10 protein-coding genes and 1 pseudogene are annotated in these 15,329 nt (G+C 57.6%); 2 read left to right on the top strand and 9 right to left on the bottom strand.

Annotated elements, in window-relative coordinates; genetic code table 11:
• Nucleotides 1-6 precede the first annotated feature (6 nt).
• The 3 genes from G7064_RS02655 to G7064_RS02645 are packed head-to-tail and all read right to left on the bottom strand — an operon-like array spanning nucleotide 7 to nucleotide 2,546.
• Nucleotides 7-1,140, bottom strand: a complete 1,134-nt coding sequence (locus tag G7064_RS02655) for an outer membrane beta-barrel protein (protein WP_166072336.1) — start codon at nucleotides 1,138-1,140, stop codon at nucleotides 7-9.
• A gap of 13 nt (nucleotides 1,141-1,153) precedes the next feature.
• Entirely contained in the window at nucleotides 1,154-1,987 is an 834-nt protein-coding gene (locus G7064_RS02650) for a hypothetical protein (protein WP_166072335.1), read from the bottom strand.
• Entirely contained in the window at nucleotides 1,968-2,546 is a 579-nt protein-coding gene (locus tag G7064_RS02645; RefSeq protein ID WP_166072334.1) for an RNA polymerase sigma factor, read from the bottom strand. The genes G7064_RS02650 and G7064_RS02645 overlap by 20 nt, the downstream gene beginning before the upstream one ends.
• A gap of 49 nt (nucleotides 2,547-2,595) precedes the next feature.
• Between G7064_RS02645 and G7064_RS02640 the strand changes: the two genes are divergently transcribed.
• Complete coding sequence (locus G7064_RS02640) at nucleotides 2,596-3,252, top strand: hypothetical protein (RefSeq protein ID WP_166072333.1); 657 nt, start codon at nucleotides 2,596-2,598, stop codon at nucleotides 3,250-3,252.
• A 148-nt stretch (nucleotides 3,253-3,400) separates the two neighbouring features.
• Here the strand turns inward: G7064_RS02640 and G7064_RS02635 are convergent, their stop codons facing one another.
• The 6 genes and pseudogenes from G7064_RS02635 to mgrA all read right to left on the bottom strand — a co-directional run bounded on the left by G7064_RS02635 (nucleotide 3,401) and on the right by mgrA (nucleotide 14,343).
• Nucleotides 3,401-6,694: an alpha/beta fold hydrolase gene (locus tag G7064_RS02635; RefSeq protein ID WP_166072332.1), complete on the bottom strand. Its 3,294-nt coding sequence runs from the start codon at nucleotides 6,692-6,694 to the stop codon at nucleotides 3,401-3,403.
• Between the two features lie 288 nt (nucleotides 6,695-6,982).
• On the bottom strand, nucleotides 6,983-9,802 hold the full coding sequence (locus G7064_RS02630) for a caspase family protein (protein WP_166072331.1): 2,820 nt from the start codon (nucleotides 9,800-9,802) through the stop codon (nucleotides 6,983-6,985).
• 188 nt (nucleotides 9,803-9,990) lie between these two features.
• Nucleotides 9,991-10,350 (bottom strand): CoA-binding protein, encoded by a 360-nt coding sequence (locus G7064_RS02625; protein WP_166072330.1) that lies wholly within the window; start codon nucleotides 10,348-10,350, stop codon nucleotides 9,991-9,993.
• Nucleotides 10,351-10,452: 102 nt separating this feature from the next.
• Nucleotides 10,453-11,753: pseudogene (locus G7064_RS02620) on the bottom strand (NAD(P)/FAD-dependent oxidoreductase).
• Nucleotides 11,754-12,173: 420 nt separating this feature from the next.
• Complete coding sequence (locus G7064_RS02615; protein WP_240935853.1) at nucleotides 12,174-13,172, bottom strand: NADH:flavin oxidoreductase/NADH oxidase; 999 nt, start codon at nucleotides 13,170-13,172, stop codon at nucleotides 12,174-12,176.
• 178 nt (nucleotides 13,173-13,350) lie between these two features.
• Nucleotides 13,351-14,343 (bottom strand): L-glyceraldehyde 3-phosphate reductase, encoded by a 993-nt coding sequence (mgrA, locus tag G7064_RS02610; RefSeq protein ID WP_166072328.1) that lies wholly within the window; start codon nucleotides 14,341-14,343, stop codon nucleotides 13,351-13,353.
• A 307-nt stretch (nucleotides 14,344-14,650) separates the two neighbouring features.
• Between mgrA and G7064_RS02605 the strand changes: the two genes are divergently transcribed.
• On the top strand, nucleotides 14,651-15,205 hold the full coding sequence (locus G7064_RS02605; RefSeq protein WP_166072327.1) for a DUF2911 domain-containing protein: 555 nt from the start codon (nucleotides 14,651-14,653) through the stop codon (nucleotides 15,203-15,205).
• Nucleotides 15,206-15,329: the final 124 nt, after the last annotated feature.

Raw genomic sequence — 15,329 nt, 5'->3', positions numbered from 1 at the left:
GGAATCTTAGATTCCTCCGAGGGTTATGCCAAAGCTGAGCGTCTGGGCTTGGGGACCGCGACCGTCTTTGAAGAGCTCGTTGAGATTGTATTTGACGAACAAGTCCAAGCCACCGATTCCGACTAAGCCTTGCAGGCCGTAATTGAAATCTTCAAGGTTGAAGCTACCGCGGTCCTTGTCTTTGCGGTCGCGGTCGTCGTTGTCATACTTGATCTTGGTGCGGCTGCCCAAGCGGTAGCCCGCGAAGCCACCGGCACCCAACCGGAATCCATCGTCGTTGCCTTTCTTGTTTTTAGTGTTGAGCACTAGCATAAGCGGCAGATTGATAGTGGTGGTAGCTAGCTTGCTTTTATCCAGATCAAGGCTGGGCTCGTTCTGAATGACCGTACCGGTGGGCGTCGTGAACAGGCGGGCGTTGTTATCAAACATATAATTGTTGAAGGACAGCTCGGGGCCAGTGAGCAAGCGCACGGGGCTGCCCTGAGGACCTAGGCGATACAAGTAGTGCCAGTTGAGACTGATGTAGCGGGAACCAAAGGGGCGCAGATCAAAGTCTTCAGCCGTAGTTGCCGTACGATTTACCAAGGCATTCAGGCCAATGTCGATGCCGAAGTCGCTGTGGCCGGGGCGGGCGGCGCGCTCTTTCTGCTTGGCTTCGCGCTGGGCGTTGCGGGTGGAGTCGTCGATGGCAGAGGTCCCTACTTTGATAGAAACGTGGTCATCGTCGCCATTCTCCACCACCGATACCCCGAAGGCGCGGCCCAGCACTACATCTACCCGTTCGGTGTCGCTCTTTTTGCCTTCGTCGGTGCGCACCGTCACCCGAATTTGCTCAGGCACTTGCTTGCCAGGCTGGTCTTTGGCGGGATAAAACTCCATTGTCACCGTCTCGGTTTTGGAGGTTTTGCCGGCGGCTTCGGCCTGGGAGATGTAGGTGTCCAGCAGGATCATCAGCGAGTCGAGCTTGTAGTTGCGAAGCTCGCGCAGCTGGGCTTTGTTCTTGACAAACAACGTCATAGTGGCCTGGTTGGGCAGTTTCACCACAATGGTGTCGTCGGGAGCAGGAGCGGCGGCGAGGGTGCGGCAAGGCGCGGCCAGGGCCAGCAGAAGCACTGCCAGCAGGGTGTAGAAGCGGTTCATGAGGTAGGGAAAATTAGAGTTGAATAACTAGGGCGTGATTAACGCCTGGAGGCCGAACGGTCACGGTTACGTCCTCAGGTAAGCGGGGTAAAGTCACTGGTTCGCCGCGCAGGGCATTGCTCACCTGGCGCATCACTTGCCCACCTAAGCGGCCCCGGCGAGGAGCCTCCTGGGTAGCCGCCAAGGCTGTCGCCGACGACTGGCGCACTTCCACTTCTATCGGACCCGTAGGTACCGATGGGGTAGTAGAGGCAGTAGCAACGGTTGGGAGCTGCTGGGGGGCATTTGGCTGCGTTTCCTCCGTCACGGGGCGCTCCGGTTGCGCTTTGGTGGGAGTGAGAGTAGCTACCATAGTGTTCTGCGCGGGTGGGGTACTTAGCTTTTTAGATGATGATGAACGGGGTATTCCTGTAGCGCGAGCCAGTTGGCGAGTAGTGGCTGGCTTGGAGCGAAGCGGCTGCATCGGTTGCGCTTCCGAGGGTAGCTGCTTCGTAGGAGCCGTTGCTACGGCGGCTTCTATTGGGGTAGATGGCTGTGCGGCAGGAAGGGTTGCCTGATAAGATGAATTTTTCGAAGAAACTGCTTCGGTCTTTTTAGGCGCAGACTGCGTAGTTACTTTCGCTAGCGTGCCCACGGCGGGGGCCAGATTTGCCCCCCGCCACAGCCAGGCAGCGCCGGCCAGCATGAGCAGCGTAATGACGGCTGCCGAGGCGTAGAGCCACATAACAGGGCGCTTGCGAGCAGGCTGCAACTCGGCTTCGAGCTGAGCCCAGAGGTAGTCGGGTGGCGGGGGCGCGTGGCGCTCCAGTTTCTCCCGAAACAGCTTATCAATATCTTCCGGTTGCATAATATTCTTTGGGTGAGGAGGTGGAGGCTGAAGCACTGCTGGCCCCGCCTAAGCGGCGCTGGAGCATGGCCCGAGCCTTACTCAGCTGCGATTTACTGGTGCCCTCCGTAATGCCCAGCAGCTCGGCAATTTCGGGGTGAGTGTAGCCCTCTACGGCGTAGAGGTTAAATACGGTACGATACCCGGCGGGCAATTGGGTAAGCATCTGCATCAAATCGGCCGCGTTCAGATCACTTTCCGCATCGGCCGCCGTGATGGCTACGTCTACGGGGTAATCGTCGATGGCTAGGTGGAGCGGTTCTTTGCGGCGGAGTTGGCCCAGGGCCTCGTTCACCATAATCTTCCGAATCCAACCTTCAAAACTGCCCTCGTGGCGGTATTGATCCAAGGCTCTAAATACTTTTACAAATCCCATCAGCATCACTTCTTCGGCGTCTTCGCGGTGGCGCAGGTAGCGCGAGCACACCGACAGCATTAGGCCCGCGAACCGCTCGTAGAGCAGCTTCTGGGCGCGGCTGTTGCCTTGGCGGCAAGCAGCAATGAGGTCGGCGTCAGTCACGAGAAAGAAAGAGTAGAAAGGGACAATTGCAGAGCGTTTGATGGGGTAGATGCAACCTTTGCGGAAGGGGTTGCCTCTGGGGGCTTTTTTATTGAAAATAGTTGAGGAGACAAGCCGTTTACTGAACAGCACTTATGTTATTGCTGTCGAAATCATATCCTGGCATTACCAACTGCTAGCTGAATTTTGGATTCCTCAGTTTGGACAAGCGACATTCAGAAAAATGAAGTCGATTAAAATAATAGCTGTCAGGTTAGCCTTGTTACTTGTTCTACTAAGCTGTGGAATACTGTATAACCCGATAGATGTAGACATACCACCTACTTACCAAGGCTGGATTTTTCTCATTCCAGTAAAGGATACAACCAACTTTCAATTCAATATAAAGAATGGCAGTTATCAAGCTAATAGCTACGGAGTAGCTTACATTCCTTATTCGTTGATAAAAACGGATTTTAAAGTCAATCTCTATCAGAATGGTAGTGATATCCAGTCTAAAACCAAATACGGTGGCTTAGTCCAAGATTATCTAAATACAGATAGCATAGTACACACGTATGTTGAGTTCTATCTGCCGCCATTAAAAGAACAAGATATTCCGGCATCCGACGAGTATTGGCGACTGGGAAGAGGAGTGCTGCATCGCGAAGTAGGAAGAAAAAGATTTAAAGATTTGATAAGATCCGGACAGATTTCCTTTAAATAACTTATTGCGTGCACAGCCTAAAAAAAGCCCCCAGAATCACTTTTGGGGGGCTTTTCCGCAGATGAACGGAATCCTAATAGTTACCAACTTAGAGCGGCAGCAATGCGCAGGCTTTTTCAGTTTCACAATGGCTAATCACCGCCGATTACTAAGGAGCAAAATCCTCACTTTGCTGTGCTACCAGCAAGTCATTGGCTTGCCCATAGTGCTGATAAGCGCCCCAAGTAGAACCCTGGTGCGCAATCAGGGTGCGGGCAGCAGCCAGGGCCCGGCCAAGCGTTTGGGGGCGGCCTTTACCCTGCTTACTGTCCTGCGAATATTGCTTCAGCTTGGTGCTATCGAGGCCCAGTAGTGCTTGCGCGTAGAATTCCTGCGCAAATGTCACCGCCAGCACATCGTTGACTGGCCAGCCGGTACCGATGTAGTTGCGCACGCCCCGCTCAAAGAATGCCTCGGCTACACCCGCCAGGTTGCGGTTCATTTCCTCAGCCGTAAACGCTGAATGGCCCGATGAAACCGTGGCCGAAAAACAGGCATTCGCAAATACCAAACGCGGCACCCGGCGGGCCTGAAAGATTTCGCGGGCCGACAACGTTCGGTTTTCGCCAAACACCCAGCCTCCATACCCAGGCCGTTGTGTGTTGAATACACCGTGGCCAGCAAAATGCACTACGTCGAAGTTGCCGTTCAGAATGAGGGCCAGAATTTCCAGTGGGTCGCATTCGGCATCGCCTATGCGCTCTACCACATCAATATCGAGGCCGGAGTACTGCTTGATGCGGCTCAGAGCCTGCACTACGGCGCGGCCTTCCCGGCGCGCGCCGGGTAATTGATATTTGGGTTCCGGAGCGGGATCGGCAACCACCAGCACCCTCAGATCATGATTGCGCGGTGGCGGCAAGCCAGGCTTGGGCGACAGCATGGTGCGAAACTGCCGCGTGAGCTGTAGCTGGGGGCCAAAATATTGCGTATCCCGACGGCGGTCGTGCGAGAAACACGCCATTTCCCAGGGCATCCCAGCCGTGTCACGATCCAGAATAAAAGTTAAGGGCTCAGCCAGCAGCTCCTGAAAATCGACGGGAAAGAGCGCTGTGGTTAGCAGATGCCCATACGTTTCCTGCTCTTCCCGGGTGGCAGAGTCCATGAGCCGGTCGGAAATACTGTTGGGAAAGAAGTCCTGCACGTCTACTTCACGCACCGGAATCACGGCCCCATTTACAAGCGCCGAAAAGCGAAACCGGGAGCCGTCCCGCTCAATGGTGATGCGGGGACCTGCCTCGGAAGCGGGCAAGTCATCGGGGCGGTTGGGCGTCGATTCGCGGGTGGTAGACTCTGGTACATGCAAAGCAGCAGGGTCCGGAGGGATTTGCTCAAAACGAATGTGCAGGCCATCCAATGGCTGGTCGTCCTTAATGCGTTCCAACGTGAGGGCCAAAGAGTTGAACTGCACTTCGTCACGCGCCACAATGGTAATGCGCTCCAGCGGCACCCCACTACGCCGCCGACTGTCGCTGTTCAGTTTGGCAGTCGGTTGCAGCGCATCACACACTCCTTGCAGAAAGCTAAGCACCGCTCGTTCTTCGCTCATGGTGCCAGCCTGGGTGCCCACGACCACCGCCGCAAATTCGGTGTATTCCAGCGACGTCAAGGCATACGTGACGTTGGTCATGAGGTAGCGCAGGTCGTGGTGCGTAAAGCGGCCTTCTTCGCCCATGCCGGCCACCAGCACAGCTTTAGCGGCGAGGTTGGGCTTATTGCGGCCCGGAATAAATGCTACCTGGCCTAGCTCGCTGCCCAGCATCGCATGGTCGCTGGCCTGGCTGATCCAGTAGTCCAGCGCTTCATCTACCTGGGCCAAGCGCTTGGTGAGCGGGGCACCCTTGTAGCGGCCCAACACCAGAACTTTTGCCTTGACTGTAGTGATGGGCTGGCAAATTAAGGCAACCGTAATCGGGTAGCGTGAGGCCGCCGTAACGGGCATGGTACGTAGCTGATCGAGGCGGCGGGTAGGGCGCTCTTCGCCTGCCGCGGCGCGCATCAACGCATCCTCGGCAGCCAAGACTTCCGCGTTTTCTTCCGCCGTAAACTTGCTGCCCGCCGCCGCGCGCCGCGCCAGTTGTTCGAGCTTCGTACCCATCAGGTCTTCGCCAATGGGGCGGTGCCAGTAGCCGTCGCGAGCGGTACCGCCCCGCGTGATAATGGGCTTCTGGGGCAGGGCCGACGTATGGCCGTAGTTAAGAAGCTCGGTTATGGCTTTCAACACCAACTCGTTGCGGGGTAAGCTGCCGTGGTCCTCATCGACGTAGTACGTAGGCATCTCGGGCAGCAGGCCCAACTCAAACGGAACACGCCCGTCGCCTTGCAGCGTTTCGTGGTATCGAAACTCGCCGGGGCCCACCACATCCAGCCCCGCGAGGGTGCGGCGGTTGCAGCCGGCTATGTAAATCATGCGCTTGGGGTCGATGGTAGCGGCGGATTTGGCCAGCAGGGTATGCAGCGCGTGCGCACTAGCCAGATATTGTTCCGAAACGGGGTGGTCGCCCCAGGTGCCGCGCTGGTAGAGCACGCCGGTTTCGGTGCTGAGCTTAGCAGGCGCCGGCAGCAGCTGGTAAGTGGCTTCAAACGTATTCAGAATCTTTAGTACCTCCGGCAGGCTGTTGCGCAAATCCAGCTTCGCCAGCCAGCGCACCAGTTTTTCGGCCCCCGATAGCACCTGCACCATTGCATACGAGCCATAGTTGGGCGTCCCCAGCATAATCAGACGGCCTCCCTTGCTGTCGGAACCGCGCATGCTTTGCCACAAGTCGGGGTGGCGGGCAATAAATAAGCGCGCCACCAAGCCGCCCATAGAGTGAGCTACCAGATGCACCGGGCGCTGGGGTAATTTAGTCCGGATAAAGTCGGCGAGCCGGTCGGCGGCCTGCCCTAGGTCTTGGCGCCAGTCGTAAGCCAGCGGATGCATTCGCCAGTGCTGCCCCAGGCTGAGGAGGGTGCGGGCGTAGATTCGCGTATCGGTTTCACCCACGCCAATGCCGCCCTCCTGCCCAGGCACCAGCTTTAAGGCGCCAATTCCCTCCGTCGCGATGCGCAGCAGATTAACCCACAGAGGACGATTTTGCCCCCCAGGTCTGCCCGTAAGCAACCCCGACCCCATAATACCCGGCAGCAGCACTACATCTACCAAATCGACGTCCCGCGCGCCCATGGGCTGCCCGCTGCGGTAGGGGTGAGCCAGCAGCATTTGTTGTAGTACGCCAAATTCCTCGTCGCCAAAGTAAGTGCGCAGGCTATCCTCCAGGGCGGGTTGGGCTGGAGTAGCTTGCAGTTTTTTCAGCAGCAAAGGCCAGCTTAGGTCGGCCAGCGCCTCAGACTCCCGGGCAGGTAAAGGCTTCGCCGGAGCAACCGTGTGGCGCTCCGGCGAAGCCTTTTTCGCGTTTAACAAATCGGAGAGGGCGGGCCCCGCCGGCCGGGCCGCAGGTGCTTCTTTGCTGTCACTCGGGGGAAGGGCGCCGGGTTTATTTTTGAGCGTAGCGCGGTTGGGTTTAGGTCTCGATGGGACTGGGGGGCTTTTTCGCGCGCCCGCAACCTCCCGGTGCGGCTTGGGGGCGGTTCCATTACTTTTCGTCGACATACCCTTCCCTCTAAATTACATGACGAGAAGCCTGACGGCTAAACTCTTATTTCCCCGTTTGCTGCTAAGCGACAGGTTGGCACAGCCCCTCGAAGGACGTTAGCTTACTGCTTTTTTCCGGGTGGCCTTGGCTTTCGTTTTTGCTTTTGCTACAACCTGGAGCGGCCGCAGCAGCGGCAATTGCAGGGCTTCATCGGTGCAGTCCAGCGTTGGGTGCTGGCGGGGTATTCCTTTTTTTCCAAAAGCCTGCACCACCTTCTCCAAGAACGTTGAGTGCGTGGTATCGGTGGTGGCTTTGGTCAGCAGCGGCAGGGCCCGTACCGTGAAGTCGCCGCTGCCATCCGACTCGTACGCCACTTCCCACGGCTGACAAGCCGTGAAGTTGACGACGCGCATTTCCTCCCGACTGCCGGCCTTGAGAGCTGCTCCGTCCTGCGCCAGCTTCTTGCGGAAGCGGCTGTGGGCTTGCTTTATTGCTTCGGTGGCGCGCATAAAGCGGGGCCGCGAGTCATGAGCGGGGTTGGCGGGTGGAACCAGCGTCAGCAGGCGGGTATTGCTGCCCGAATGACAGCAGTCCATAAAGCACGTAACATTTACTCCAACCGGTATGCGCTGGAATACGACCCTTAAATCATCATCAACCACGAAAGCCCCGGTGGCATAGTCGTGGGGGCAGAGGGCCTCGTCGTGGCTGTCGTCTTCGTCGCGGTCCAGGTCGGGCAAGGTGGTGCCATGGCCCGAGTATTGAATCACGACCACGTCGCCGGGCTTGCTACTGGTCACCAGCTTGGTGATGGTGTCGAGAATAGCCGACCGAGTAGCGGCTTCGTTAAGGAGTAAGGCGGTTTCAAAACCCTTTTTTCTCAGGGCATGGGCCCAGTTTTTGGCATCGGCCACGCAGCCCGCCAACGGAGCCGCCGGGTAGTCATCTATCCCAATGCACAGGGCCCGTTGATGGTGCCGCCCATTCCCGTTGACGGTAGGCACGCTCGATACCCGACTGGGGCGCGCTGATTTGCGCGGGGGTGCCGAACTGGCGGCCGCTTGCGCCTGGGCCAGTAGCACCATCTCCTCGGGGAGCTCTACTGGCTCGTGCCAGGGGTCGGTGAGGTCGCGCGTCTTTGGAAAGGGAGTAATCTTATCCGTGTTCAGAATTCGGCGCAGCACGCTTTCCATGGTCGCTGCGTCGTCGTCGAAGCCACTGTGGGAGGTGCTGGTACTGGAGCTGCGACCCGTTGCTTCGGTCGTCTTGGACCATACCACTTCGGCGTTTGATTGGGGCGCGCCTTTCAGTCCTAAAAGCGTACGTAGCTGCTCATCGGCCGACAAGCAGGAATCCAGCCCCAGAATGGGAGTTTCGCGGGCTGCTTCCAGCGCATAATACACCAGATACAGCAGCGACTTGCGGTAGATAAGCGAGCAGGTATCGGCCAGCTCCAGCTTGTCGCGCATGGTATAGAGCGTTAGGTGCTGCACGCCCGTGCCCACCAACCGCGCCAACCGATTCTTAAACTCATCTACTCGAATGGCTGGCGCCAGCAGATGCAAGGTCCGAAATGCTGGCACCCCTAGTTGCTGCGTCAGGGGCAGGAAGTGGGCGTGAAATATAGAGCCGGCGCTGTGCCCGGCGGCGTGCAGCTGCAGCGCACCCGTGCGTACGTCGGCGGCGTGCTTATGGCAAAAACGCTGAAGTCGGCGGGCCACGTAGTAGGCACCGCCATCGGGGGCGGAGGCCCCCTCGGCGCTATCCTTCATGTTTCGCCAGAGCAGCCCCCCAATTTTGCCCACCGATTTTTCTACCAGTCGGTCGGTCAGGTCGGTGACGCCACGGGCAAGCTCGCGAGAGCCGGTTCCGCGAATAATGGCGCCCAGCGTACCACACAGGCCGGTTTCCCACACAAAATAAAGGGGGTAAACGTGGTTGGCGAGCCACCAGGGTACGTAGCGTGCGGCGCTGCTGAGCCCGCTTTTTTCCGAAACAAGCCCCCCATGAGCGTACAGCAGCACGTGCAAGGGGCGTTTGGCGGTTTTAGATGCTGCGAGTGCTTGTTCTAGGTGCTTGTCGAAAATGGCGTCTACATCGGCGGGACTAGTGCTACATATGCCGCCGGGCGAGAAGTGGCCCTGATCCAGATTCACGACGTGCGGCCGTAGGCTCCGTAGCTCCGCAGGGCTGAGCTCCTCGGCTCCTAGAAGACCGCGTGTCGCACTGGGGTCGGCTTCGCCCACGTAGTGCATCTCCTGGCGACTCATGCCTTCCTCAGCTGGTTCGGCCAATGCTTCGGTGGCCAGGTTGCGGGTGCGGCTGGCAATGGGAACGTAGCGCAGGGCAGCCAAGGCTTCTGCTACCTGGTTTTCGTCGATGCTTTCGTTGGCAGTCGGCATGGAGCGCGAGCCCAATCCGTCCATTATTCGCCGCGCTTCCCCAACCGTTTGGGCATAGTTGATGCTGCTGCCGGGGCAGGTTTTCACCGACATCTGGTTGTGAAAGTGCAGGGCCTCGGCTGGCAGCTTGAAGCGGTGCAGCACGTGCGCAACCACGTGCAGGGCGGTGTGGCGCTGGGCTCCATCAAATGGGTCGCGGCCTTTGTCAAAATCCCCGATCATCTCAAACATGAACGGCCCGGCCTGGGAGTTTCCATTATGGCCGCCCGAGCTGGCGGGCGCCAAGTTCCAGTTGCGGCCGGTCCAGATGGTGCCATCGGGCGCGATGGTGATGTGCTGCGCAATATCTGACCAGCCGTTGTGCTGGGTATGGTACTTCCACATGGCCGTTATAGAGGCCATGCCCTGGTATTGAGCCCGATTGGGGCGCCAGGTATGGTGCATGTGCACCGCGTTGATGCGCCGCGTAAATGGAAACTTGTTCAGCACCTGGATGAACTCGGCCAGGGTTAGTTGTTTGAAACGATCTGCCATGGCAAGTAAAAAGCTAGGGGTTAACTAATTACACTTTCATCAAACGATGCTTACTTAAAATTATAAACATATTGTGATATAAAAAATATGTATTTTACAATGCTTTTGAAGAATGCTAGGATCATTGTTTGGATAAAAAAAGACCCCAGAATCACTTCTGGGGGTCTTTTTCGTGGATGATCTTCCCTCTAATAATTACCAATCGAGAGCAATACCAAGGTGCAGGCTTCCTCCGTCCGGATACCGCGCTCCTGCGCCATACGCTCCAGTTCGGGGTTTTCGGTGCCGGGGTTGAAGATGATGCGCTTGGGTTTCAAATCCAGGATATAATCGTACCAGGTAGGCTGGTTTTGGGGCCCAACATAGAGCGTCACCGTGTCAATTTCGGGCTCGGTAGGACGGTCGGTGTGGATGTCGATGCCAGCGATCTGACCTTTGCGCAGACCTACCGGTACCACATCGTGGCCGTGGCGCTTCAGGGAGTGTACAGCTTTATAGGCGTAGCGCGCAGGGTTGTCGCTGGCACCGAGTACGAGGGTCTTTTTCATATAGTAGGGACCGCGCAGGGCGGCCGTTAAATGAGATAGGTAGAAGTAAACAGGGGAGCTGTTATTCTGATTTATACGGAAAAGGTCGGCTGGGGGGCATTTTTAAGCCAACACCGCTAGTACCGCCTCCGCGCACCGCTCCCCATCCATAGCCGCCGACACAATGCCACCCGCGAAGCCCGCGCCTTCTCCGCAGGGAAACAAGCCCGTAATCTCGGGGTGCTGCAACGTAGCCGGGTCGCGGGGGATGCGCACGGGGGCAGAGGTACGGCTTTCCACGCCCACAATCTGGGCTGCGTTGGTAGCGTAGCCGGGAATCTTCTGCCCAAAAGCCTTGAAACCCTGCCGCAACCGATCCGTGAGGCCCGCACCCAACACCTGGCTCATCGGCACCGATACCAAGCCGGGTTGGTAGGAAGTTTCCAGAAGTTCGGGCGAAAGCTTGTCTTTCAGAAAGTCACCGAGTCGCTGAGCCGGCGCCGCCTGAGAATTGCCCCCCAATGCACAAGCGCGTTGCTCAATTTCCTGCTGCAAGCGCAAACCGGCCAGGGCTCCGTGTCGCTTCACGTCCATTTCCTCCAACTCCACGGCCACCACAATGCCCGAGTTGGCAAAGCGCGAGTCGCGGCGGCTCGGCGACATGCCATTCACTACCACCTCGCCGGGCGCCGTGGCGGCCGGCACAATAAAGCCCCCGGACACATGCAAAACGAAAAAACGCCCCGCTGCTGTCCGCGCCACTGGGTTTGATGCACCAAGGAATACGAAGCCGCCGGCAGCGGCCCGCGGTCCTGCCGACGGTACTGGGCCTGGTCGATAAGAGCCTGCGGATGCTCCACGCGCACCCCAAGGGCGAAGGGCTTGGCTTCCACGCGCACGCCGCGGCGGTGTAGAAGCTCGTAAATGTCGCGGGCGGAATGGCCGGTGGCCAGAATAACCGCGTCGGCTTCCACTGCTTCGCCCGTGGCCGTAACGACGCCGCGCAGATGGTTTTTTTCTAGAATTAAATCTTCTACCCGCGTTTCAAAGCGAACCTCACCCCCGGCCTGAATGACGGAGTCGCGCAGGGCGGCCACTACCTGGGGCAGCTTGTTGGTGCCGATATGCGGATGGGCATCCACTAAAATATCAGGGGTGGCGCCGTGCTGCACCAGCAGCTTCAGAATGCGGCCCACGTCGCCGCGCTTGGTGGCGCGGGTATAGAGCTTGCCATCGGAATACGTGCCCGCGCCGCCTTCGCCGAAGCAATAATTGGAATCGGGATTAACTACGTGGTCTTTGTTCAGAGCAGCCAAGTCGCGGCGACGCGTACGGACATCTTTGCCGCGCTCCAGCACAATAGGCTTCATGCCCAGCTCAATTGCTCGCAACGCCGCAAATAATCCGGCTGGCCCAGCCCCCACAATTATTACCGTACGGCGGGACTGGCTAACATCAGAATAGTTAAACCAGGGACCAAAAATATCGGCGGGCGGAGGCTGAAACCACACGTCAGCGCGCAGTCGCACGAGGGGCTGGCGGCCCCGGGCATCAATGGAGCGTTTGCGCAAATGCACAAAATCGGCCTCGCCCGGCTGGACCCCGACGGCAGCGAGCAGGGCGCGGTAGCGGGCAAATTCGTCGTAAGCTACTTCGGGCGGAAGCAGTACTTCTATTTCTTTTTTATCGAACATGGGGTGAAAGGGAGCTAACCTTTAAACCGTGAGAAAACGTTGCTAGGAGCAAAGGTACGCACGCAACATTGCCCCATAGCGATTAGTGCACTGGCCAAAGAAAGGAATCCGGACTTTTGAACCGGAGCTTCTTACTAAATGGGGTAGCGTCTACTTACGCTTGGCCCGCTCGTACTGCACGGGCCAGGGCAAGTCAACGTGGAGGTCCTTGGCCGCGTGCAGGGGAAAGTAGGGGTCGCGCAGAAACTCCCGCGCTAGCAGCACCAGATCCGCCTGACCACTGGCCAGTATTTCCTCCGCCTGCTGAGCCGTGGTAATAATACCGACAGAACCCGTAGGCATTCCGGTTTCCTGACGAATGCGCTCGGCAAACTCTACCTGATAGCCAGGGCCAGCCGGGATCTTGGCATCGGGCACGTTACCCCCCGTAGACGCATCCACCAAATCCACACCGTGGTTTTTTAGCTCGAGAGCCAGGGCCACCGAATCATCGATTGTCCAGCCGCCCTCTACCCAATCGGTAGCCGAAATGCGCACAAATAGGGGATACTCCGCCGGCCAGATTTCGCGTACGGCAGCGGTCACCTCAAGCAATAACCGGATGCGATTTTCGAACGAGCCGCCGTACTCGTCGGCGCGCTGGTTGCTAAGCGGTGAGAAGAACTCGTGCAGCAAGTAGCCGTGGGCGCCGTGAATTTCGATGACTTTAAAACCAGCGGTGAGGGCCCGCCGGGTAGCGTCCCGAAAGTCATCCCTCACCTTCTGCAAACCGGCTGCGTCCAGCGCTATGGGAGAGGGGTCGGTGGGGCGGAAGGGGAGGGCGCTGGGTGCCACCGTCTGCCAGCCGCCTTCGGCAACGGGCACCGGATGGCCGCCTTTCCAAGGGCTGCTCATGCTGGCTTTGCGGCCGGCGTGGGCCAGTTGTACGCCCGGAACGGAGCCCTGCGCGGTTATAAATGAAGTAATGCGCTGTAAATTGGCTATGTGCTCGTCCTTCCAAATCCCCAGATCGTCGGGCGTGATGCGGCCCTCAGGCGAGACGGCAGTGGCTTCAAATAGGATCAAGCCTGCTCCGCCCACGGCTCGGCTGCCCAGGTGCACTAAGTGCCAGTCGTTGGCAAATCCATCCTCCGACGAATACTGACACATGGGCGACACCACAATGCGGTTTTTCAATTCAACTTCCCGCAGGCGCAGCGGGCTAAATAAGGTAGCAGACATAGAAAAATGGTCAAGTGAATTTGTAAAAAAAGCCCCCAGAACGTCATGCTTCAGCTCCGCCTCTGCATGACGTTCTAATGTGCCTTATGTACGTCGGGGGGCTTTTTTATCCTATAATCTCCTCAATCGTGCTCAATTGTTCCGCGCTAAACTCGGGGCTATGCAGGCATTGCAGCGAATCCTGGAGCTGCGCGGGACGACTGGCACCGATGAGCACCGACGTCACGCGCGGATCCTTCAGAATCCAAGCCAAGGCCATTTGGGCGAGGCTTTGGTTGCGCTCCTGCGCCAGCTGGTGCAAACGGCGGATCTGGTCGAGGCGCTCGGGGGTGAGTTGTTCTTCTGAAAGCGATGGGCCGCCGCGTCCCGCCCGCGAGTCGGCTGGAATGCCATGTAGATATTTATCCGTCAGCAGGCCTTGGGCTAGGGGCGAAAACGGGATGCAGCCCACACCTTCGGTTTCCAGCAAGTCGAGCAGGCCATCTTCCACCCAGCGCTCAAACATGGAATATTTGGGCTGATGAATGAGGCAGGGCGTGCCCAAATCGCGCAGCATCTTAATGGCCTGCTCCGCTTCGGCGGGTTGGTAGTTGGAAATGCCCACGTACAACGCTTTGCCCTGACGCACGATGAGATCAAGGGCGGCCATGGTTTCTTCCAGCGGCGTGTCGGGGTCGGGGCGGTGGTGGTAGAAAATGTCCACGTAGTCCAGCTTCATGCGCCGCAGACTTTGGTCGAGGCTGGAAACCAGATACTTCTTGGAGCCCCAGTCGCCGTAGGGGCCGTCCCACATGGTGTAGCCCGCTTTAGTAGAGATAATCAGCTCGTCGCGGTAGGCCCGGAAATCTTCTTTCAGAATGCGGCCAAAGTTGGTTTCGGCCGTGCCGGGCGGCGGACCGTAGTTGTTGGCCAAATCGAAGTGCGTCACGCCGTGATCGAAGGCCAGGCGCAGGGTTGCGCGGAAGTTTTCCAGCACATCTACATCGCCAAAGTTTTGCCACAGTCCCAGCGACACGGCCGGCAGCTTGAGCCCGCTGCGCCCGCAGCGTCGGTATTGCATGGTGGACGTGTAGCGGTCCGGTTTGGCGACGTAGGTCATACAGGAAAGTAGAGTAGGAAGTGAAGTGACAGCTTTAGCGTGATAAGGTAACTGGTTTGCGGTTTTTGAGAGAGTATGCTCAAGCCCCTAAAAAAGCCCCCAGCTTCCGGCGATACGCTGGGTTTCGCTTTTAGGCTACACCGCATGTTTCTGAGCAATAATTTAGTATCTTCTATTACAACCTGTTGACGAATAATACGTCCTTCCGTGTACTCATTAAACCCCTAACAATCAGGGTTTCGTTTAAAACAAATCCTACCGACTTGGTTGTGTAGGCACACTATTCACCCTTTCTACCTAAACCCGTATGAAAACCTCCTCTCCCAAATTCCTGCTCCTTTTCGTCTGGGTCATGTTGCTGTTTGCGGGCAGCGCTGTTGCCCAGACTACGACTAAAGCGCCTGAAGACAAAAGCAAGCGCCCAAGCCCCCCGGCCACCGTTACAGGCCCCAACTTCACCATCGAGTACAGCCGACCTTCGATGAAAGGCCGCAAGATCTTCGGCGAGCTGGAGCCCTACGGCAAGGTGTGGCGCACGGGCGCCAATGAGGCTACTACGTTCGAAGCCAAACAGGCCGTTACCATCAATGGGCAGGCGCTGCCCGCTGGCAAATACGCCCTGTTTACTATTCCCAACGAGCAGGAATGGACCATTATCTTCAACAAAACCGCCAATCAGTGGGGCGCTTTTAAGTACGATGAAAAGCAAGATGCCCTGCGTGTAAAAGTGAAGCCCACCAAGCCCGCCCAACCCGTGGAGCAGTTTACTATCAAAGCCGATAAAGCCGGCACCGTCACGATGGCCTGGGAAAACTCGCAGGTTGCTTTCAAAGTAGCTGGCGCTGCCAAGGCGCAACTGTAGTATTTCTTAGTAACTACATCGGCCGCCGTTCTTGCTTTGAAGCAGGGGCGGCGGCCGATGTGTTTTAAATCTTTATTGTGGCGATTTTAAAACCTCTGATTGCAATCATTTAATTACCTAATTA

This window comes from Hymenobacter sp. HDW8 (assembly GCF_011305775.1).
Lineage (GTDB): Bacteria > Bacteroidota > Bacteroidia > Cytophagales > Hymenobacteraceae > Hymenobacter > Hymenobacter radiodurans.
The sequence above is the reverse complement of the archived record's forward strand: the minus strand, read 5'-3'. Positions and strand labels throughout refer to the sequence as shown.